General features: G+C 67.3%; 17 protein-coding genes. 10 read left to right on the top strand and 7 right to left on the bottom strand.

The window, feature by feature from the left end:
• Positions 1 to 2 precede the first annotated feature (2 nt).
• On the bottom strand, positions 3 to 2,402 hold the full coding sequence (locus ACFK0J_RS19145) for an ATP-binding protein (RefSeq protein ID WP_378742188.1): 2,400 nt from the start codon (positions 2,400 to 2,402) through the stop codon (positions 3 to 5).
• A 312-nt stretch (positions 2,403 to 2,714) separates the two neighbouring features.
• Between ACFK0J_RS19145 and ACFK0J_RS19140 the strand changes: the two genes are divergently transcribed.
• Together ACFK0J_RS19140 and ACFK0J_RS19135 are read left to right on the top strand one after the other, a co-directional pair.
• A complete protein-coding gene (locus ACFK0J_RS19140) occupies positions 2,715 to 3,362 on the top strand; it encodes a phosphatase PAP2 family protein (protein WP_378742185.1) in 648 nt (215 codons plus the stop codon).
• Positions 3,363 to 3,397: 35 nt separating this feature from the next.
• Positions 3,398 to 4,255: a TIGR03619 family F420-dependent LLM class oxidoreductase gene (locus ACFK0J_RS19135; protein ID WP_378742909.1), complete on the top strand. Its 858-nt coding sequence runs from the start codon at positions 3,398 to 3,400 to the stop codon at positions 4,253 to 4,255.
• A gap of 80 nt (positions 4,256 to 4,335) precedes the next feature.
• Here the strand turns inward: ACFK0J_RS19135 and ACFK0J_RS19130 are convergent, their stop codons facing one another.
• The 3 genes from ACFK0J_RS19130 to ACFK0J_RS19120 are packed head-to-tail and all read right to left on the bottom strand — an operon-like array spanning position 4,336 to position 7,564.
• Complete coding sequence (locus ACFK0J_RS19130; protein ID WP_378742183.1) at positions 4,336 to 5,970, bottom strand: ABC transporter permease; 1,635 nt, start codon at positions 5,968 to 5,970, stop codon at positions 4,336 to 4,338.
• A complete protein-coding gene (locus ACFK0J_RS19125; protein ID WP_378742181.1) occupies positions 5,967 to 6,911 on the bottom strand; it encodes an ATP-binding cassette domain-containing protein in 945 nt (314 codons plus the stop codon). Before ACFK0J_RS19125 ends, ACFK0J_RS19130 begins: the two co-directional genes overlap by 4 nt.
• Positions 6,911 to 7,564: a TetR family transcriptional regulator gene (locus tag ACFK0J_RS19120; protein ID WP_378742179.1), complete on the bottom strand. Its 654-nt coding sequence runs from the start codon at positions 7,562 to 7,564 to the stop codon at positions 6,911 to 6,913. Before ACFK0J_RS19120 ends, ACFK0J_RS19125 begins: the two co-directional genes overlap by 1 nt.
• Positions 7,565 to 7,670: 106 nt before the next feature.
• Here ACFK0J_RS19120 and ACFK0J_RS19115 point away from each other — a divergent pair, with 106 nt between their 5' ends.
• Positions 7,671 to 9,602 carry an acyl-CoA dehydrogenase gene (locus ACFK0J_RS19115; RefSeq protein WP_378742177.1) on the top strand — a complete coding sequence of 644 codons (1,932 nt, stop codon included), beginning with the start codon at positions 7,671 to 7,673 and terminating at the stop codon, positions 9,600 to 9,602.
• 80 nt (positions 9,603 to 9,682) lie between these two features.
• On the opposite strand, the gene ACFK0J_RS19110 is transcribed toward ACFK0J_RS19115, so the two are convergent.
• Positions 9,683 to 10,615, bottom strand: a complete 933-nt coding sequence (locus tag ACFK0J_RS19110; RefSeq protein ID WP_378742174.1) for an LLM class flavin-dependent oxidoreductase — start codon at positions 10,613 to 10,615, stop codon at positions 9,683 to 9,685.
• Between the two features lie 120 nt (positions 10,616 to 10,735).
• On the opposite strand from ACFK0J_RS19110, the gene ACFK0J_RS19105 reads away from it, so the two are divergent.
• The 3 genes from ACFK0J_RS19105 to ACFK0J_RS19095 all read left to right on the top strand — a co-directional run bounded on the left by ACFK0J_RS19105 (position 10,736) and on the right by ACFK0J_RS19095 (position 14,061).
• Positions 10,736 to 11,512: a 2-phosphosulfolactate phosphatase gene (locus ACFK0J_RS19105; RefSeq protein ID WP_378742171.1), complete on the top strand. Its 777-nt coding sequence runs from the start codon at positions 10,736 to 10,738 to the stop codon at positions 11,510 to 11,512.
• Between the two features lie 347 nt (positions 11,513 to 11,859).
• Positions 11,860 to 13,299, top strand: a complete 1,440-nt coding sequence (locus ACFK0J_RS19100) for a threonine/serine exporter ThrE family protein (RefSeq protein ID WP_378742907.1) — start codon at positions 11,860 to 11,862, stop codon at positions 13,297 to 13,299.
• A gap of 105 nt (positions 13,300 to 13,404) precedes the next feature.
• A complete protein-coding gene (locus ACFK0J_RS19095; protein ID WP_378742169.1) occupies positions 13,405 to 14,061 on the top strand; it encodes a heme oxygenase (biliverdin-producing) in 657 nt (218 codons plus the stop codon).
• Here the strand turns inward: ACFK0J_RS19095 and ACFK0J_RS19090 are convergent.
• On the bottom strand, positions 14,055 to 15,566 hold the full coding sequence (locus ACFK0J_RS19090) for a sugar transferase (protein ID WP_378742167.1): 1,512 nt from the start codon (positions 15,564 to 15,566) through the stop codon (positions 14,055 to 14,057). The genes ACFK0J_RS19095 and ACFK0J_RS19090 overlap by 7 nt on opposite strands.
• 493 nt (positions 15,567 to 16,059) lie before the next feature.
• On the opposite strand from ACFK0J_RS19090, the gene ACFK0J_RS19085 reads away from it, so the two are divergent.
• Genes ACFK0J_RS19085 through ACFK0J_RS19070 form a run of 4 tightly spaced genes read left to right on the top strand, consistent with a single transcriptional unit; the run spans position 16,060 to position 19,815 of the window.
• Positions 16,060 to 17,346 carry a class I SAM-dependent methyltransferase gene (locus ACFK0J_RS19085; RefSeq protein ID WP_378742165.1) on the top strand — a complete coding sequence of 429 codons (1,287 nt, stop codon included), beginning with the start codon at positions 16,060 to 16,062 and terminating at the stop codon, positions 17,344 to 17,346.
• A complete protein-coding gene (locus tag ACFK0J_RS19080) occupies positions 17,343 to 18,119 on the top strand; it encodes a sugar phosphate nucleotidyltransferase (protein WP_378742163.1) in 777 nt (258 codons plus the stop codon). Before ACFK0J_RS19085 ends, ACFK0J_RS19080 begins: the two co-directional genes overlap by 4 nt.
• Positions 18,116 to 18,766 carry a PIG-L deacetylase family protein gene (locus tag ACFK0J_RS19075; protein WP_378742161.1) on the top strand — a complete coding sequence of 217 codons (651 nt, stop codon included), beginning with the start codon at positions 18,116 to 18,118 and terminating at the stop codon, positions 18,764 to 18,766. Before ACFK0J_RS19080 ends, ACFK0J_RS19075 begins: the two co-directional genes overlap by 4 nt.
• Positions 18,767 to 18,768: 2 nt before the next feature.
• Positions 18,769 to 19,815: an NAD-dependent epimerase/dehydratase family protein gene (locus ACFK0J_RS19070; RefSeq protein ID WP_378742159.1), complete on the top strand. Its 1,047-nt coding sequence runs from the start codon at positions 18,769 to 18,771 to the stop codon at positions 19,813 to 19,815.
• Between the two features lie 13 nt (positions 19,816 to 19,828).
• On the opposite strand, the gene rfbC is transcribed toward ACFK0J_RS19070, so the two are convergent.
• The gene (gene rfbC, locus ACFK0J_RS19065; RefSeq protein ID WP_378742156.1) at positions 19,829 to 20,380 is read right to left on the bottom strand and encodes a dTDP-4-dehydrorhamnose 3,5-epimerase; all 552 of its coding nucleotides are present in this window, start codon (positions 20,378 to 20,380) and stop codon (positions 19,829 to 19,831) included.
• Positions 20,381 to 20,414: the final 34 nt, after the last annotated feature.

The raw sequence follows: 20,414 nt of genomic DNA, 5'->3' as shown, positions 1-20,414 counted from the left end.
GGCTACCCCTTGCGTGCCACCGTGACGCCCGGCAGCACGGGCTGATCGTCGACCGTGGGTTCCGGCCTGCCCGTACCATCCCCGGCGTGTTGGGAGTCGCGTTCCACCAGCAGCGCGACATGCAACCGGGATGGACAGTCCAGCTTGAGCATCACCTGCCGGACGTGATTGACGACCGTCCACTCCGAGATTCCCAACTGGGTGGCGATCATCCGGTTGGTCATGCCGGTGGCCACCAATCTGGCGATCTCGCGCTGGCGGTTGGTCAGCGCGGCCAGCGGGGAGTCGTCGGGGTTCGGCAAGATCGGGCCCGCGCAGGCGTAGGCCACCGCGTCCGCCAGGGTCATCTCCCCCGCCGCCCGCATGATTTCGCGAAACTTGTTTTCGCCGAGGGCGTTTCTGTGCTCTGTTTCGCGGGCGGCCGGATCACCTTGGCCCAGTTGCGGTATGCCGTGCTCGGCCCGCAGTTGCCGGGCCGCCAGCATCAGCGTCAACGTCGGCTCGGCGTACTCGACACCGGCCGCATCGTAGGCCATGGCGCAGCCCTCCAACGCGATGATCGCCTGCAGCACATGCGTGCCCAGATCGTCGTCATCCAAATTCTCGCGGTAGAGCGCCTGGGCGCGGTCTGCGGTCCGCGGCCCGATCTGCGTGCGCGCCAAGGTATTCAGACCGATCAGCCGCGCCGTGCTGTCCAGTTGCCGGACCCGATCGCGCATCTGCGCCCAGACGTCGGCGTCCCGCGTCGGCGGATACGGGATCTGGAGCAGCGTGACGGAGCCGTGCAGTCGGCCCGGCCACGGCCCGCCGAGCTCGTCGATATGACGGGCGGCCAGGCGCAGCTCAGCTCTGGCGGCCGCACGGTCCCCGACGGCGGTCAGCGCCACCGCGAGCACCACCGCGACCCGGGCCGCGTCGACGTGCTTGTCGAAACGGCGATAGGCGGCAGCCGAACTCGTCAACAGGTCGACCGCTCGCCGTAGTCGCCCCGACCGTCCGGCCCAGAGTCCGAGAACCTCGAGACACAGCGGCGCCGTCACGCCGGGCGCCAGTGTGCCGCGGTCGCTCATCTTCAGCGCCTTCGCCAGCACCGTCTCCAGTTCGGACTGGTAGCCGTGCTGGATCCACGCCGATTCCAGATGGGCCGCCAGCCGGACGGCCCGTTCCGGCTGCCCTGTGTCGATCAAATAGTGCACTGCCGCAAGGAAGTCCACGATCCGCTTGCCCGCGGCGGCCAGCGCGGCCGCCCGATGCTCGTGCTGGTCGAACCGGGGCCCGATGAGCTCGGCCAGCCGCGCGAGGCGGTCCACGTGGTCCGCGCGAATCGCTTTGGCGCGCACCGGGTCCGCACCGAGCACCTGGCGGCAGTAGGCGCGCACGGTGGCGAAGAGCCGGTAGCCGTGCCCGTGCGTCCCGCTGGCCGTGTGGTCGAGCAGGCTGCGCTGGACCAGCTCGGCCAAGGCGGTCGCGGTCTCCTCCTCGGTGCTCCCGGTCACCAGGCAGGCGACGTCGGTATCGATCACCGACTCGCACAAGGAAAGCCGTAACAGCAGGTCGAGCAAGGCGGCGTCGATGTCGCCGAGGCCCCATTCGACCGCAGCGTGCAGCGTCCGATGCCGGGCGGGCACGTCGACGAAGCACGGCGACTCGAGATCGACGCCTGCTTTGATGCGGTGCAGGGTGCGCGCGGGGCCGATCCTGGTGATCGAACCGGCCGCCAGCTCGATGGCCAGTGGCACGCCGCCGAGTTCGCGGGCGATCTCGTCGAGGACCAGCCGGTCGGCCACCGCGGCCGACCCTCGGTAGTGGCTGTCGATGCTGTCGAGCAACAGCTGTGCGGCGGGTGAGGAGCCGGGGTAATAGTCTCCCCCGCCGCAGTCGGTGCGCAACGGCCGCACGCACAGCACACATTCGCGGTACAGATTCAATGGGATCCGACTGGTCGCCACGACCACCAGATGCGGACAGTGCTCCAACAGCCACGCCACATCGGTAGATATCTGTGCGACCACGCGATCGCAGTTGTCCAGCAATAGGATTGCCCGGCAGCTGCCGATCCTGGACGCCAGCACCGCCAATGCCTCGGCGGGGTCGAGCGGCGGGTACGCGGGGGCCAGCGGCCGGTAACTCGCGGTGGCGAGCACCGCGTTCCACGCGGCCGCCCGATCGGCGCAGTCGCCGAGATCGATCATCGCATCGAGGCATCCGTGGAATGCGCTGTCCGACAGCGCCTCTCGAGCTAGCCTGGTCTTGCCGACACCTGCGGTCCCGGTGAGCGTGAGCAGCCGGACCCGAGGATCGACGAGCAGTCTGCCGAGCTCGGCGAGCTCTGCCGCCCGCCCGACGATCGTCGGAAGCCGATAGGTTCCGGCCAGCGTAGGCCGGGCATCATCGCCCACCATGGGGTACCTCTCAGTCACTCCCTCGGCCCAGACGACCGCAAGAAATACACCCGAGCCACATTGCTTTCAGGCCGACCGAGCCGAGATTTCGATTGGTGAACCCAAATGTTCACCGATCGACTCGACCATACCAAGTCCGCACGACGTCGCGGAGCGTTCAGCAAATCTCCGAGTTGACCTGCCTAGCGGCGGTTTCGACGGTGAGCGGTTTCGGAGCAGATTGCGGTGGAATGACCATTGACTTCTCCCACAGCCTAGTCCGACACACCCGTGGTCGCCTAGCAAGAATCTGCCAGTGACTATCGTCGTCCGGTGTTCGGACTACGGCGAGACGTCATCCCCGGCAGCGCGTTCCGGCTCGGCGGGATCGCGCTGGGCTGCGCTGTCGCGGGCCTGCTGCCCGCGACCTTTCCCGCCGACGGCGGCCCGACAGCGCTCGATCGCGCACTTGCCGCACCGATCCACTCGACCCTCGACACCAGCCCCGGCATCTATCAGGCGCTGGTGATTCCCAGCAATGCCTACATCCTGCTGCCGCTGTTGCTGTTCGCGTGCGCATGGTTCGGCTATCGGGGCGAGTGGCGGCGCGCCGCGATCATGCTCGTGGTTCCCGAACTCGCCCTCGGCCTCAATACCTGGCTGTGGAAACCGCTCTGGAACCGGCAGCTGCACGACTACCTCGCCTATCCGAGCGGTCACACCGTGCATCTGATCGCGATCGCCACCGCGTTCATCGTGCTGGTCGATTCCCGGCGAGCTCGGATCATCGCGCTCGTAGTAGCTGTGCTGGCGCAATGCGCGGCGGCGATCGGCATGATCGGCCTCGATTACCACCTGCCCACCGACATTCTCGGCGGCGCGGCCGCGGCCGTCGCGATGGTGCTCGCGCTGTGCTGGGTGGCGTTGGCGCTGACCGGCGGTACACGCCAAACCTTGGTGCCGACCAAGGAAAGATGGTAGAACTTGTTCTAGTTTCGGCGATGGGAGCGCGTACGGTGCGGTACGGGATTGTCTTGTTCACCAGCGATCGGGGCATTACCCCCGCAGCGGCCGCGAAGGCCGCCGAGGATGCCGGTTTCCACACGTTCTACGTGCCGGAACACACCCATATCCCGGTGGTCCGCGCGGCGGCGCATCCCCGGACCGGTGACGCGAGCCTGCCGGACGACCGGTATCTGCGCACCCTCGACCCGTGGGTGGCGCTGGCCACCGCGGCCGCCGTGACGGAACGAATCGGATTGTCGACAGCGGTGGCGTTGCCCGCCGAGCATCATCCGATCACGCTGGCCAAGACCATTGCCTCGCTGGACCATCTGTCCGGCGGCCGGGTCAGTCTCGGCGTCGGATTCGGCTGGAACACCGATGAACTCGCCCACCACGGCGTGCCCGCGGGCAAGCGCAGGACGGTGCTGCGCGAGCACTTGGACGCGATCCGCGCCATTTGGACCGAGGAGGAGGCCAGTTTCACCGGCGAGTTCGTGAACTTCGGGGCCAGTTGGTCATGGCCGAAGCCGGTGCAGAAGAACATCCCGGTGCTACTCGGCGCCGCGGGCACCGAAAAGTCGTTCACTTGGCTGGCCAAAAATGCCGACGGCTGGATCACCACCCCGACCGAAGACGGTTTGCCCACGAAGATCGAACTGCTACACCGGGTCTGGCGCGAGCACGACCGCGCGGGCGCACCCGAGATCATCGCTCTGGCCGGTCGCCACAATGCCGAACAGCTGGCGCAGTGGGCCGAATACGGGGTCACCGAGGTCATTTTCGGCACGCCCGACCGCACGGCAGACGAAGTACACGGCTACCTCACCCGGCTCGCCGAAAAGCTCGGCCTCGACGCAGACGTCAGCTGATTCGCCGCGGCCAAGGCACCCACGGAATACCGCGCGCGACCCACGCACAACACTGGGCATGGGCCGCGCGCCTTGCCGGTTCAGCGCAGGTCGCGCCTGCGGAAGGCGGCGATGCCTACCGCGAGCAGCGCTGCCGCGATCGCCAGCAGCCAGAGCACCGGCGCGGCATGGAATTCCGAGCCGGGCAGTTTGGGCGGATGGATGAACGGCACCAGGTCGACAATCCCTTGCGGCAGCCCGTCGAGCGAGCCGACGAAGAAGATCACCACCATGGCACTGAGCACGCCCCAGGCGACCGGGGCGAACCGCGGCAGGAGGCCGTAGAGCGCCACCGCGATTCCGGTGACGACCCATACCGCGGGCACCTGTACGGCGGCGGCGCCGATCGCCTGCGGCAGCTTCTCACCCAGATCGCCCGACGCCGCACCGTAGACGATGCCGATCGCCGCACCCGCGACGAGCAGCGCGGCCGCCGGGCCGAACAGCGCGAAGCCGATGTGGCTCAACGCGTATCGCGTGCGGCCGACCGAGCCGGACAGCGTGGTCTCGGCGCGCGAACTCGTCTCCTCCTCGTGCAGCCGCAAGGTCGCCGAGATCGAGTACGCGGCGGCCGCGGCGGCGAGCATGGTGATCGCGTAGGTGACGAAGGAGTTCTGCAGCATATCCGAACCGCCCATCCGCGAGATGAGGTCGCGGATGGTCTGGCTGCCGTCGAGCATGTTGCCGACGCTGTTCACGGCACCGCCGATCAGCAGCCCGTACAGGGTGAAGCCGATGCTCCACGCCAGCAGTGTCCCGCGTTGCAGCCGCCAGGCCAGTCCGAGCGGTCCGGCAAGGACCGAGTCAGCGGCCGGTGGGCCGGGGCGTTCGGCCACCAGACCGGAACCGGTATCGCGGGTGCGCAGCAGCGCGTAGGCCGTCGCGGTCCCGACGACCGCGACCGCCAGCAGGGGGATCAGCACCCACCAGCGTTCGGACGCGTACGGGCGCAATTGCAGGCACCAGCCAACCGGCGAGAACCAGGAGAGCACCCCGTTTCCGGCGTCGCCGACGGCACGAAACGCGAACGCGGCGCCGAGCGCGCCGAACGCGATCCCGCGGGCAATGCGCGCGCCGGAGCTCACCTGGGCGGCGACCGCGGCGACCGAACCCCAGACGATTCCGGACATGGCCAGGGCGCTGCCCCAGCCGAGCGAGCCCATCGCAGGCAGGTCGTTGCCGTATAGCGCGACGGCACAAACGATTCCGGCGATGACCGAACCGAGGTAGGTCGTGGTCAGCGCGGCGGTGAGCCCGGCGTAGCGGCCGATGCTGGTGGCGCCCACCAATTCCGCGCGCCCGGTTTCCTCTTCGACTCGGGTGTGCCTGATGACCGTGAGCACCGTGGCGATCGCGATCATCGTGTACATGGCACCGGCTTTCCAGGTGCCGATCGAGCCGAGTTCGGTGCTGAACACCGGCCCGTACATAGCCAGCAGTGCCGGACTGTCGGCGGTGGTCTTGGCGAAATTGTCCAACTCGGCCGTCGTGTCGTAGAGGCCCTTGATGCTCGCGACCTGGAACGCGGGCATCAGACCGATCAGCAATGACCACAGCGGGAGCACGATGCGATCTCGGCGCAGGTACAGCCGCAGCAGCTGCCCGGTACCCGCGAAATCGCTGGAGTGGCCGAAAACCGGTGCCGCGGGGGCACGCTCGGCAGCGATGGTTGTCATGCGCGCACCTTCTCCCCATTCTTCGCCGCGCGCTTCGCGGCCGACCCGGAGGTCTCGCCGTCGACGTGGTAGTGCCGCATGAAGAGTTCTTCCAGCGTCGGCGGCGCACTGGTCAGGCTGCGCACCCCGGTGTCGCCGAGCACTCGGATCAGCTCGCCGAGATGTTCACCGTCCACCTGGCAGCGCAGCGTCGAGCCGTCCCGCTCGATGTCCTCGACGCCCTGGATCCGACTGAGATCGCCTGGGTCGCCGAGCAATTCGGCGGTGATCGAAGTGCGCGACAGGTGGCGCAGATCGGCCAGGGTGCCGCTCTCCACGGTGCGCCCGGCCCGGATGATGGTCACCCGGTCGCAGAGCGCCTCGACTTCGGAGAGGATGTGGCTGGACAACAGCACGGTGGCGCCGCGCTGATTGGCTTCCTGGACGCATTCCCGGAAGACCTGCTCCATCAACGGATCCAGGCCGGAAGTCGGTTCGTCGAGCAGCAGCAGGCGGACGTCGGAGGCCAGCGCGGAGATCAACGCGACCTTCTGCCGGTTGCCCTTGGAGTAGGTTCGGGCCTTCTTGCGCGGATCGAGGTCGAATCGTTCGATCAGCTCCGCCCGGCGCTCGGCATTGATGCCGCCGCGCATGCGAGCCAACAGGTCGATCGTCTCGCCACCGGACAGCGACGGCCACAGCGTGACATCGCCTGGCACATAGGCGAGTTCGTGATGCAACGCGACCGCATCGGTCCACGGGTTACGGCCGAACAGTTCAACTCGGCCTGCGGTGGCGCGCAGAATGCCGAGCAGCACCCGGATGGTGGTCGACTTGCCCGCGCCGTTGGGACCGAGGAAGCCGTGGATCTCGCCTTCTCCGACAGTGAGATTCAGTCCGTCCAGTGCTGCGACGTGGCCGAAGGATTTGCGAAGATCGCGGACTTCGATGATGTCGGACATCAGGTCTCCTTGGTGAATGTGTCCAAAATCGTGGGGTCGGTGAGTAGGCCCTGGGTGTACATCTCCAGGGCGGGTGCGGTGAGCTCCTCCGTGAGCTCCCGAATGGCTTTGCGGTAGTCGAGCTTTTCCCCGCGCTGCGTGCGCATCTGCATGTAGAGGACGGTCGCGCCGACGTTGAGCAACATGAGGTATTTGGCACGTGCCGCGGGATCGCGGCTCGGCTTGATGGTCCCCGCGTCGACGCCGGCCTGGATGTACACCTCGGCATCGGAAATCATGTGTTCCAGAAGGGATTCCGCCATCGGTCCACCGGCCTGCAAGCTGCGCACCATGTAGGCGACCAAGGGGCCGTATTCCTCGATGTCGGCCATCGCGGCGAGCATCCCCTTGGAGACGCTGTCCGCGGTGATCGCCTTGGCCTTCGCCTCCCGGATCAGCTGCAACACGCGCTCGTCACAGACCGCCCGCAAGCCGTCCTTGGAGCCGAAGTGATGGTTCACCAATCCCGGGGAGATCCCTGCCGCCTTGGCGATCGCACGGACTCCGACTTGAAATCCGTGCTCGCCGAACACTTCGATCGCGGCATCGCGGATCCGGGCCGCCGTCGTCAGATCCTCGGCGGGTCCTTGCGGTACGGGCTGTTGGTTAAACACATGTTCAATATATTAAACACTCGTTCAATCTGCCACAAGAGCCCTGCCCGGAATGTCGTGTCAACAGTCACGGTTTGCTCGGCGCGGTGCGGGCTAATGTCGAGTTATGACTACCGGCACCGCAACGACGGCGGATCACCTACGCGCAGCACTGGACGGACCGTGGGGAGCAGTCCGGGAGGAGGCGCGGGTCCAGCTCGCGGACGACAAGTTCGCCGGCGACCCGTACCTCGACTACAAAGCGGCCCGCGCGCGGGTGCTCGACCAGATGCGGGTGATCGCCACGATGGGCTACGCCGAGCGCGGTTTCCGGCGGGAGAACGGCGGGACCAGCGAGCCGGGCGCGGCGGTGACCGGGCTGGAGATGCTCGCCTACGCGGATCTGTCGCTGTGGGTGAAGGCCGGTGTGCAGTGGGGCCTGTTCGGTGGGGCGGTCGAGAATCTGGGTACCGAGCGGCATCGCGAGTACATCAAGCAACTCATCTCGCTGGATCTGCTCGGCTGTTTCGCGATGACCGAGTCCGGGCACGGCAGCGACGTCGCCCACCTGGAGACCACCGCCACCTACGACCCGGACACGCAGGAATTCGTGATCCACTCGCCGACGCCGTCGGCGCGCAAGGACTACATCGGCGGCGCGGCCGAACACGCGCGAATGGCAGCGGTTTTCGCGCAGTTGATCACCCAGGGTGCGGGTCGCGGCGTGCACTGCCTGCTGGTGCCGATCCGCGACGAGAACGGCGCCGATCTGCCCGGCGTGACCACCTTCGACGACGGACTCAAGGGTGGACTGCCCGGCGTCGACAACGGACGCATCGTGTTCGACCACGTCCGCGTGCCGCGCGAGAACCTGCTCAATCGCTACGCCGACGTCGCCCCGGACGGCACCTACAGCTCCGAGATCGAGAACCCGAGCCGCCGCTTCTTCACCACACTCGGCACCCTGGTGCGCGGGCGGGTCAGCGTCGGTGGCGCCGCGGCCGCCGGTACCAGGGTCGCGCTGAGCATCGCCATCCGGTACGCGGAGAAGCGCAGACAGTTCGCCGACCCGGACAGCGGGCAGGAAACGGTTTTGCTCGACTACCGCAGCCACCAGCGGCGGCTACTCCCCCTGGTCGCCAAGACATACGCCCTCGCGTTCGCGCAGAACGATCTGGTACGCCGGATGCACCTGGTGCAGACCGGCCAGGATCTCAACCCGAGTTCGCAACGGGCACTGGAGAAGCGGGCCGCCGGCCTGAAGGTCGCGCAGACCCGCCATGCCACCCGCGCCATCCAGGAGTGCCGCGAAGCGTGCGGCGGCGCAGGCTATTTGACCGAGAACCGGCTCGTCACGCTCAAGGCGGACACCGATGTGTTCACCACCTTCGAGGGCGACAATGTGGTGCTCACCCAACTCGTCGCGAAGGAACTGCTCACCGCGTACTCCGACGAGGTCCGCGACCTGGACGCGCTCGGCTGGGTGAAGTTCGCCGCCACCATGGCGGGTGACGAGGTACGTAAGGTCACCGGCGTGCGTCAGCTGATCCAGCGGCTGCGCGACGGCTCGAACGACTCCGTCGACGACGGTGACCTGGCCCGTCGCTCGGTCCAACTGCAACTGTTCGCCGATCGGGAGGAATACCTCGTGCGCACCGCCGGTCACCGGCTGCGCGCCCGCGCGAAGGACACCAGCCCGTTCGAAGCCTTCAACAACGCCCAGGACCACATCCTCGCCGCGGGTACCGCGCACATCGATCGGCTGACGCTGGAGGCTTTCATCGAGGGCATCGAGGGGATTCAGGACCCGGACGCCCGGACGCTCGCCGAAAGCGTCTGCGACCTCTACGTCTACTCGACGCTGGAGGAGAACCAGGCGTGGTACATCATGCACCGCTTCATGTCCGTCGAACGCGCGAAAGCGGTTCGGCGGGGCGTGAATGAGCTCGTCGATCGTCTCCGCCCCCAGGCACTCACCCTCGTCGAGGGAATGGGTGTCCCGGAATCCATGCTGCGCGCGGCGATGCTCGACGATGCGAGCGTGTTCGAGCGCGGATAGGTCCGAATCCCACAGCGATCGGGAACCCCCGCTAGTCGGCGGGGGTTCACTGATCTTGCGGTTACCCTGCGGACAAACGCTTACAGGGCAGGTGGGCCCTGGTTGATGCGCCGCATGACCGGTGCGAGGCGGTGGAGTGCGTTGGTGGTCATGAGTTGTCGCTCGTCCCACCAGGTTGCGCCGGCGTCGGCGAATGGGGCGATCAGATCGCGTGCTTTGGCGGGGTCGCCTGGGCTGACACCGCCGAGGACTACCTCGAACGGGGTGCCCGGGTCTTTTCGGTGGTGGTGGACTTCGGCAACCAAGTCGCGGACCTGATCGAGCGGTGGTAGCCGGCCATGACCGGCTGTGGTGAACAGCGGGACCACACCGTCCCAATGGGCGGCTCGGCGAATCGGTCGGCGATGCGGCCAGAATCCGGCGATCCACACCGGTGGACGAGGGCGCTGGGTGGTGGCGGGCAGCAGCGTGACGTCCCGGACTCGGTAATGCCGTCCATCATGGTCGACGCGCTCGCCAGACCAGTAGCGCCGCAACAGTTCCAGACCTTCGTCCAGCCGCTCGGCCAGCACGACCGGGTCGGTGGTGTCCCCGAAACTACCGAATTCATCCGCAATCGGCCCACCGAGACCAGCGCTGAAAATAACCCTTCCGCCGCTGAGCGAATCCAGGGTGGCCACCTGGCGGGCGAGCTGTTCCGGCCGCCGGCGCGCCACCGGAGTGACGAGAGTGCCCAGCTTGATGCGGGAAGTCGCCAACGCCGCCGCGGTCAACAGCATCCACGGATCCCCGAACGGCTGATCCCGACGCTCCGCCTTATCGAGCACCACATGGTCCCAGACGAACAACGCGTCCCAACCAGCCTCCTCGGCCGCCGTGGCGACCATCGCCACCGTCCTGGCATCGGCGAAGTCCCCGAAGTTCGGAATGTTGATCGAGAAGCGCATCCCGAAATAGTCGCCCGCCGAGCCGGGCAGAGCAACCGAATTAGCCTCAGCGGCAATGATACTCACACGCGTACGACGGGTGCGCGACCCGTGCCGGGCCAGCCGTATCCGACCTCGCCGATGGCCTTGCCGACTGGTGTCGGCCTTATTGTCGACGCCGGATACGTTTCCGAAGAAGGGGCAACTATGACCGACGTCGATTGGTCGAGGCAGCGGTCGTGGGGCGTACGACTCGACTGGGGGCTGGCAGGCGCGCGGGCACTGGGGCCGCACAGTGCCTGCGTTGTCGTCGTCGACGTCCTGTCCTTCACCACGTCGGTGAGCGTCGCAGTCGACGCCGGAACGCAAGTTCTGCCATATCCCTGGCGCGACGGAGCGGCCGCCGAGTTCGCCGCTGAAGCGGATGCGGTGCTGGCGGTCGGCCGCCGAGCGGTGTCGGCAGACCAACCTTGGTCCTTGTCCCCCGCAGCACTACGCCGCGCGCCCGCCACGCCACGTCTGGTGTTGCCGTCGCCCAACGGTTCAGCCATCTCGGCCGCTGTAACCGGCGTCCCGGTAGTCGCCGCATGCCTTAGGAACGCAACTGCGGTGGCTCGCTGGATCGCACAACAAGGCTGGGGCTCCGTCGATCACCCGGTCACCGTCATCGCGGCAGGCGAACACTGGCCAGGCCAGAACGTTCTACGCCCCGCAGTAGAAGATTGGCTCGGCGCCGGCGCCGTCACATCCGCCCTCGCAGCCCACGAAACCGGCCCGCTCTCCCCGGAAGCCCTCGCCGCCAAGGATTCCCACGACGGCACCGACAACATCCCCGCAATGATCACGCACTGCGCCTCCGGCCGAGAACTCGCAACAGCCGGATTCCCAGACGACGTCGCCATAGCCACCGAACTCGACGCAAGCAACGCAGTCCCGCTCCTTGTCGACGGAGCCTTCACCGACGTCAGCGCGCTTAGAAGCTAGTACCGACCGCCACGCGGGCGAGCTGAGGTTGCGTCCCTGCTCGGGATCGTTCAGCTTTCGATTGGTGCTTGCAGGCCAGACGCGGCCGTCAGGGTCGCGGACGGTCATTTCCTCCTTCCGTAGTGCGTTTCTTCGAAGGGGGTGACCACGTCGATGGCGGTGTCCGGGCGGACGGCGTCCGCCCCCGACACGCGCTACGCGGGCCGGTGTGCCAGCCCGGATGCGAAGGTCGCCGGAAGGTGACTACGTTCGCGTGCATGGATTCAGGCACGCTGCCGGGAGGCGACAACACGGACACCCGGGTCGATCATCTCGGTCGGCGGCGGCTGTTCCGGCGCGGACGGCGGATGCCGGTGGTGAGCCAGGCGGTCGGACTGCTGGTGGCCGATCGGCCCGCGACCGCGGACACGATCGTCGCGGCCCCCTCCCCGCTGCAGCCGATCGATCTCACCGATGACGCGCGGGTCGCCGAGGTGCTGGACCTGGCGGTCCGGGTCGGTGAGGTGGTGCTGGCCTCGGGCACCGGCGTGATCGATACGACCACCCAGGTCCGATTCATCGCCGCCACCTACGGCCTGGCTCGCTGCAATATCGACGTGACCTACGACGCCATCAGGATCTGGGCCGACCGGGGTCCACTGCTACCACCGGCCAGCACCATGCGGATCGTGCACTACCGGTCGCTCGACTTCACCCGGCTCGCCGCCGTCGACCGGCTCACCCGGCGCATCCGCAACGAGGTGGTCCCACCGGAGGACGCCCGCGCCGCACTCGACGCGATCACCTCCGCACCGCACCCCTACCACCGCTGGACCGCCACCTTCGGCTGGTCGCTGCTCGCGGCCGCGATCGCCGCGCTGCTGGGCGGCGGAATCGTCGTCGCCGCAGTCAGTTTCGTCACCACGCTGGCGATCGACCGGGTCAATCGCGTGCTCAACCGCTACGGTCTGCCATTCTTCTTCCAGCACATGGTGGGTGGCGCGATCGCCGCCACTCCCGCCGTGGTGCTCGCCACCCTGGCGGGCCCGCTCGGCATCGAGGTGGATCCGGCGCTGATCATCGCGGCCGGAATCACCGTGCTGCTCAGTGGATTACAACTGGTCGGCGCGGTGCAGGACGGCATAACCGGAGCGCCGATCACCTCGACGGCGCGCATGCTCGAGGTGATGATGATGACGGGCGGCATCATCGCGGGCATCGCGCTCGCGCTGCGCATCGGCTGGCTCCTCGACGCCACGGTGCCGCCGATCCTGGTGACACCGTCGAACGACATCATCGACCTGCCGGTCCAGATCGTGGCCGGTGCCGTCGCGGCGCTCGCCTTCGCCCTCGCCTGCTATGCCGAGAAACGCGCCCTCGCCGCCGCGGCGGGCAGTGGCGCCGCAGGCACGATCTGCTATCTACTGGTGCAGCAGATCGGGTTCGGCCCGGTGCTCTCCTCGGGCGTCGCCGCCAGCGTGATCGGCATGGCCGGTGGTCTGATGGCGCGGCGCGCGCTGACTCCCCCGCTGGTCGTCGCCGTCGCGGGCATCACCCCGCTGTTGCCCGGCCTCAAGCTGTACCGCGGTCTGTACGCGGTCCTCAACGACGAGCTGGTGCTCGGCGCCAACCAACTGCTGCTGGCGTTCGGCGTCGGCTGCGCGCTGGCCGCCGGTGTCACCCTCGGCGAATGGTTCGACCGGACCGTCCGGCGGCCGCGCATCCTGCGCCGGTTCGGTTCGCTTCGCCGCCCGATCGTGCGCCGGATCCGGCCCAACCGTCGCCGCAGGCCGCCGCCCATTCAGTGAGCGGGTCCGTGCGTCGCGCACCGGAAACCGGTATCGTCAAACCAGCTGGTTAGGGTCGCCATCGCCGAAGGCGGCCTGCGGGCGATCGGGTGAGGTGGTTCGGATATGTCGGAGGCAACACCGTTCTCGAAGCAGATCCGCAGCGCAACCGAGCAGCAGCACGCGGACGCGGAGAACTCGCGTTTCATGAGCGACATGCTCGGCGGCGCGCTCGGCGTCGACTCGTATCACCGCTACACCGGTCAACTCTGGTTCATCTACCGCGCACTCGAGGACCGCTGGGACACCCTCGCCGCGGATCCGATCGCCGGGCCGTTCATCCGCCCCGAGCTGGCCCGCACCGCCGAACTCGAGCGCGACCTGGCGCACCTGATCGGCCCGCAGTGGCGTGACGGCCTGGAGCCGCTGCCCGCGACCGCGGCCTACGCCGCGCGCATCGACGAGTGCGCCCGCGACTGGCCCGCCGGCTACATCGCCCACCACTACACCCGCTACCTCGGCGATCTCTCGGGTGGCCAGGTCATCCGCGGCACCGCCGAAAAGCTCTGGAACCTCCCGCATCGCGGCGACGGCGTCCGCTTCTACGTCTTCGACGGCGTCGGAAATCCGGCCGCGTTCAAGCGCGAATACCGCGGTCTGCTCGACCAGCTGCCGCTCGACGACCTGGAACGCCGCCGTGTCCTCGACGAAGGACAGCGCGCCTTCGCCATGAACACCGCGCTGTTCGAGGAATTGGCCGAGGAGTTTCCGGCGGCTCAGTAGGCGCCCGCACCGCGGGTCACCGCGCCGATCGTCTTCGCGATGAGCAGCAGATCCAGCACCATGGACCAGTTCTCCACGTAGGAAAGATCCAGCCGCACCGAATCTTCCGGCGACAGGTCGGACCGGCCGCTGACCTGCCACAGCCCGGTGACGCCGGGCTTGACCAGCAGCCTGCGCCGCATCTCGCCGTCGTAGCTGTCGACTTCGCGCTGCACCTGCGGGCGCGGCCCGACCACGCTCATCTCGCCGCGCAGCACATTGAAGAACTGCGGCAGCTCGTCCAGGCTGAACTTGCGGAGTATCTTGCCGATCGGCGTGATCCGCGGATCGTCCTTGATCTTGAAGAAGACCGGGTTGCCGCCGTGTCGCTGGATGAGCGCGTCCACGCTCGCGTCCGACTCGACGTACATGCTGCGGAACTTGATCATCCGGAACGGCTTGCCGCCCCGGCCGATTCGCTCCGACAGATAGAACACCGGACCCGGACTGGTGATCTTCACCGCCATCGCGATGGCCAGCATGGTCGGCGCGATCGCCACCAGTACCGCGGCCGCGAAGCACACGTCGAAAACCGCCTTGCCGGTCGACTTCGCGCGGTCGTATTGCGGTTTGGCGATGTGCAGCATCGGTACGCCCGCGACAAAGCGATTGGTCAGCCGGGTACCCGCGATATCGACCACGCCGGGCGCGACGATCAGCTCCACCCCCAGCGGGTCGAGTTCCCAAGCCATCCTGCGCAATTCGATCGGCCCGAGGTGATCGGTCGCGGTGACCGCGACCGTATCCGCGCCGCTGCGGCGGACCGCGTCGAGCACCGTGCGATCGCTGCCGACCACCGAGAACGTGTGCCCCGAGGGGTCGCGGATGTACTCGGTGATCTCGTTGAGCCCGTTGGGGATACACACACCGACCACCCGGTAGCCCGAGGCCGGGTCGCGGGCGAACGCGTTCGCCATCGCCTGCGCCGCCTCCGCACAGCCGACCACTAGGACCGAGGTACGGTACTCCCCCCGCGCACGTAGTTGTCGCGCGTGGATCCGCCACAGCAACCTGCTCAGCATCAGGCCGAACAGACCGAGCGGTAGTGCGATCGCCAAATAGCCACGGGCGAACTCGATCTGGAAGATCAGCGCGACAATGGCGAGGACGCCGAACAGGCGCAGCGTCGCCGCGACCAACCGCCGATACTCCTCGGTGCCGCTGCCGACCACCTGTGGCGACCGCGTGTTGCCGACGGCGAGGAAGACGGCCCAAGTGAGCGCGAGTGCCCCCGAGACCACCGTGTAGCCCACTTCGTAGGGCAGATGCCAGGCCAGCGGTGGCGCGGCGGGCCCGCCGAAACGAATGACCTGCGCGAGCGCTATCGCCGCGACAATCACCCCTAAATCCGTTGCGCCCAAGCGCTTTACATACTCCATCTGCCAGCGTTCACGCTCCGAGCGCGGCATGGTGGTCGGCGATCGACGCACGTCCAGATCGTCGTTGTCGGCGAGCTCGAAGCTCATGAACACGCACCTCCCCGTGGGAGAGAAGAAGAAACCCCCCGATCTGCACTGATCGGTCCCCGCGGCACCATCGGCGGCCACCCCGGGTTTTTCCCTCATTCGGTAGCCAGAAGGAGATTGTTACAGAACACAATCCGTTTCACATATCGAATCACCACGGCCGCAAAGTGTTCCACGCGGTAGCCAACAGGAGGGCGGTCGGTTTTCCGCCCCGGTATGTTTTGCGCGTCCAGCCGCGCATGAGCCCAGGTCGCGCAGCTTCGCTACCGTCAGGCGAATTCATCTCCCCGAGCCGAAACCACCAAGCCCGCTGATAGCCGCCAGGAAGCTACCCGCCGGAAACGGTGGAGAATTACCGGAATTTACTTCTCGACCAGCCGATTTCACCAGCGACACGCGGGACTTTCGTTGTAACGTCTCACTGCATCGAGTCGACTTCAGGGGTGCGCCGGCAATGCGCCGGAGGTACGACTCTCAGCAGAAGGTGGGCTTCGTGCGATGTCGACTGTGTGATTCCGAGCGATTGACGAGCGTCCTCGACTTGGGTGCGACGCCGCCGTGCGAGAAGTTCCTCGCGCGCGACGAACTCGATCTACCGGAATCAACCTACCCGCTGCACCTTCGGCTGTGCGCGGACTGTCTGCTGCTGCAAATTCCGGCGTTGATCACCCCGGCGGAAACGTTCACCGAGTACGCGTATTTCTCGTCGTACTCCGACAGCTGGGTGCGGCACGCGCAAACCTTTGTCGCCCACGCGATCGACCGGCTCGCCCTCGGCCCCGACTCGTTCGTCGTCGAAGCGGCCAGCAACGACGGTTACCTGCTGCGGCACATGGTCGCGGCGGGCATCCCCTGCCTAGGCGTCGAACCGTCGGTGAACGTCGGCAACGCCGCGCGTCGGGCCGGAGTGCCCACCGAAACGACTTTCCTCGACGAGGAATCCGCCGCGAAGATCCGCGGGCAATACCGACCGGCTGATCTGGTGGTGGCCAACAATGTCTACGCCCACGTCCCCGACCTGCGCGGCTTCACCAGATCGCTGCGGACACTGATGGCCGATGACGGCTGGCTCTCCATCGAGGTGCACCACGCGCTGAACCTGCTGCGCCTCGGCCAATTCGACACGATCTACCACGAGCACTTCCAGTACTACACCGTGCACTCCGCCCAGCGAGCGCTGGCGACCGCGGACCTGTCGATCGTCGACGTCGAACTGCTGGACACCCACGGCGGCTCACTGCGGTTGTGGGCCAGGCCCGCGCAGGTCGGCGCCGTGCCGAGCGGCCGAGTCACCGATGTTCTCCGGCTGGAACAGGAGGCGGGCCTGCACCGCGCCGACGGCTACGCGCAGCTGCGGCCGCGCACCGAGGCGGTCCGGCACGACCTGCTGCGATTCCTGCTCGATCAGCGTGCCGCCGGCAACCGCGTCGTCGGCTACGGCGCACCGGGCAAGGGCAACACCCTGCTCAACTACTGCGGCATCCGCACCGACCTGCTCGAATACACGGTGGACCGAAATCCGTACAAGCACGGACGATTCACGCCGGGGACCCGGATCCCGATCCACCCGCCCGAACGGATCGACCAGGATCGGCCCGATGTCGTGCTGGTACTGCCGTGGAATCTCGAAGCCGAGATCACCGAGCAACTTCGCCATATCGCCGCGTGGGGCGGCGAATTGTTCTATCCACTTCCGGCACTGCACCGTGCCGATCTCACCGATCACAACGACGTGAACAGCACTCGATATTCGGAAATGACAGGGAGGGGAGCACGATGAAGGTTGTGCTGTTCTGTGGCGGGTACGGCATGCGGATGCGTGACGGCACCGATGACATGATCCCGAAACCAATGCAACTGGTCGGTCCGCGACCGCTGCTCTGGCATGTGATGCGCTACTACGCACACTACGGGCACAAGGAATTCATCCTGTGCCTCGGCTACGGCGGCCTGCACATCAAGAACTTCTTCCTGACCTATCAGGAATCGGTGTCGAACGACTTCGTCATCCGGGACGGCCGGGTGGAAATGCTGCGCTCCGACATCAGCGATTGGCAGATCACGTTCGTCGACACCGGCCTGGCATCGGCCATCGGCGAGCGCCTGCGCCGGGTGCGCGAATTCGTCGCCGACGACGAGCACTTTCTCGCCAACTACGCCGATGTACTCACCGACGCGCCACTGGACCACATGATCGAGAAATTCACCGCTTCCGGCGCCGCGGCCTCGATGATGGTGGTGCCGCCGCAGTCATCGTTCCACTGCGTCGACCTGAAGCCGACCGGCGAGGTCAAGGAGATCATGCCGGTATCGCGAATGCCGTTGTGGGAGAACGGCGGCTACTTCGTACTCAGCCAGGAGATCTTCGACCTGCTGCCGCCGGGCGGCGATCTGGTAGCGGACGCCTGCGGCACGCTGGCCGGGCAGGGACGATTGTTCGGCTATCAGCACCTGGGCTTCTGGAAGCCCGCCGATACCTTCAAGGAGCGGGCCGAACTCGACGCGGGCTACCAGTCGGGCGCCCGGCCCTGGATGGTCTGGGAGCACGCGTGATCCGGCTGACCGTCGGGGCGGTGGCCGAGATCGCCGTCCTCGGCGCGCACTGCGACGACATCGCCATCGGCATGGGCGGCACACTCCTGACGCTGGCTCGTGGATACCCGGGACTGCGGGTGCGTGCCCTGGTGCTGTCCGGCGGCGGTACCGCACGGGCGGACGAGGAAGCCCTTGCGCTGGACGCGTTCTGCCCCGGTGCCGCGATCGACCTCACCGTGCTCGACCTGCCCGACGGCCGAGCCCCCGCGCACTGGGATCGGATCAAGCACGAACTCAACATGTTTCGGGGTAGCGCCCAGCCCGACCTCGTCTTCGCGCCCCAGCGCGGCGACGCGCATCAGGATCATCGGGTGCTCGCCGAGCTGGTCACCACCGAATTCCGGGATCACCTGGTGCTCGGCTACGAAATTCTCAAGTGGGAGACCGATACCCCGGCCCCCAGCGTGTTCCATCGGCTCACCCCGGAACTCGCCGAGGAGAAGGCGCGGCTGCTGCTGAAGCACTACCCGTCCCAGGCGCACCGGGATTGGTTCGACGAGCAGGCGTTCACCGCGCTGACCCGGCTGCGCGGCGTGCAATGTCATACCCGGCACGCCGAAGCATTCATGCTCGACAAGGCCGTCATCGATTTCGGAGGTTCGTAGCCATGCGGGTACTGCTCACCGGACATCAGGGGTACCTCGGCACCGTCATGGTGCCGGTGCTGCGCGCCAACGCGCATGACGTCGTCGGCCTCGATGCCGGGTTCTTCGCCGACTGCGTACTCGGCGACCTGCCCGGCGATCCGCCGGGCCTGACCATGGACCTGCGCGACGTCACCGTCGACCACTTGCGCGGTTTCGACGCGGTGATCCATCTCGCCGCACTGTCGAACGACCCACTCGGCGCACTGGCCCCCGAAATCACCTATGCCATCAACCATCACGCCTCGGTCCGGCTCGCCCGGCTCGCCAAAGAGGCCGGGGTGCGGCGATTCCTGTATGCCTCCACCTGTTCGGTCTACGGCGCCGCGGGCACGGACCTGGTCACCGAGGACGCGCCGCTGCGTCCCATCACCCCGTACGCGGAGAGCAAAGTCCGGGTCGAGGACGATGTCGCCGCCCTCGCCGACTCCGGCTTCTCCCCCGTATTCCTGCGCAACGCAACGGCATTCGGCTTCTCACCACGGTTACGGGCCGACATCGTGCTGAACAATCTGGTCGGCTACGCCACATTGACCGGTGAGGTGAAGGTGCTCTCCGACGGGACACCGTGGCGGCCGCTGGTGCACGCCCGCGATATCGCCTGGGCCTTCGCCAACTGCCTCACGGCTCCGCCCGCGGCGATTCACTCCCGCGCCTTCAATATCGGCACCGAGGCCAACAACCTCACCGTCGCCGACATCGCCCGCGCGGTGGTGGCGGCGGTGCCCGGCTCCCGGCTGAACATCACCGGCGAGAGCGGCGCCGACCCGCGGTCCTACCGGGTCGATTTCTCCGCCGCCCGCGCCGCGATCGGCTTTCGCGCGCTGTGGACCGTGCAGGCCGGGGCGGACGAGCTGTTCCATGAATACACCGCGCGCGGCCTCACCTACGACGACTTCTTCCAGAAGTTCACCCGGCTGCCGAGGCTGGAAAAGCTGCGCGACACCGGAGTTCTCGACGGTTCGATGCGCCGGATACAGACCGGACCAGCACGTGTCCCGGTCACCTGAGCACCGGCCACCGTCACAGCGCCGCGAGCAGTTGCCGCCAGCTCCCCGCGGCGGCATCGCGTGCCGATACCACGGTGACCGGCAGCGGCCAGGCGATGGCCAGGTCCGGATCGTCGTAGGCGACGCCGATGTCCTCGGCCGGGTCGTGCGGGCGGTCGATGCGGTAGCAGACGTCCGCGGTCGCGGTGAGCGCCTGGAAGCCGTGCAGAAATCCCGGCGGCACATAGAGGTGCCGGAACGTCTCGTCGTCGAGGCGGAACGCCTGCTGCCGACCGAACGTCGGCGAGCCGCGCCGGATGTCGACCAGCACGTCGTACACCGCACCGTGCGCACAGCGCACCAGCTTCGCTTCGCCGCGCCCGATCCGGCCGTGCATGCCGCGGATCACGCCCGCGGCCGACCGGGATTGCGAATCCTGCTGGAACGCGGCCGCCGCACCCGGCATGTCGAGGTAGGTGTCGAACTCCACCGCATCGAATGTCCTGGTGAACAAGCCGCGTTCGTCGCGGTACGGGTCCGGCACCAGCACAAGGACATCGGCGAGCTCGGTCTGCTCGATGCGCACCCAGCCATGGTGCCACGCCGATCCGCGTCTTCGA

The organism is Nocardia brasiliensis (assembly GCF_042691675.1).
In the GTDB taxonomy this organism is placed as follows: domain Bacteria; phylum Actinomycetota; class Actinomycetes; order Mycobacteriales; family Mycobacteriaceae; genus Nocardia; species Nocardia brasiliensis_D.
Note: the sequence above shows the minus strand (reverse complement) of the source record. Positions and strands in the feature narration are given on the sequence as shown.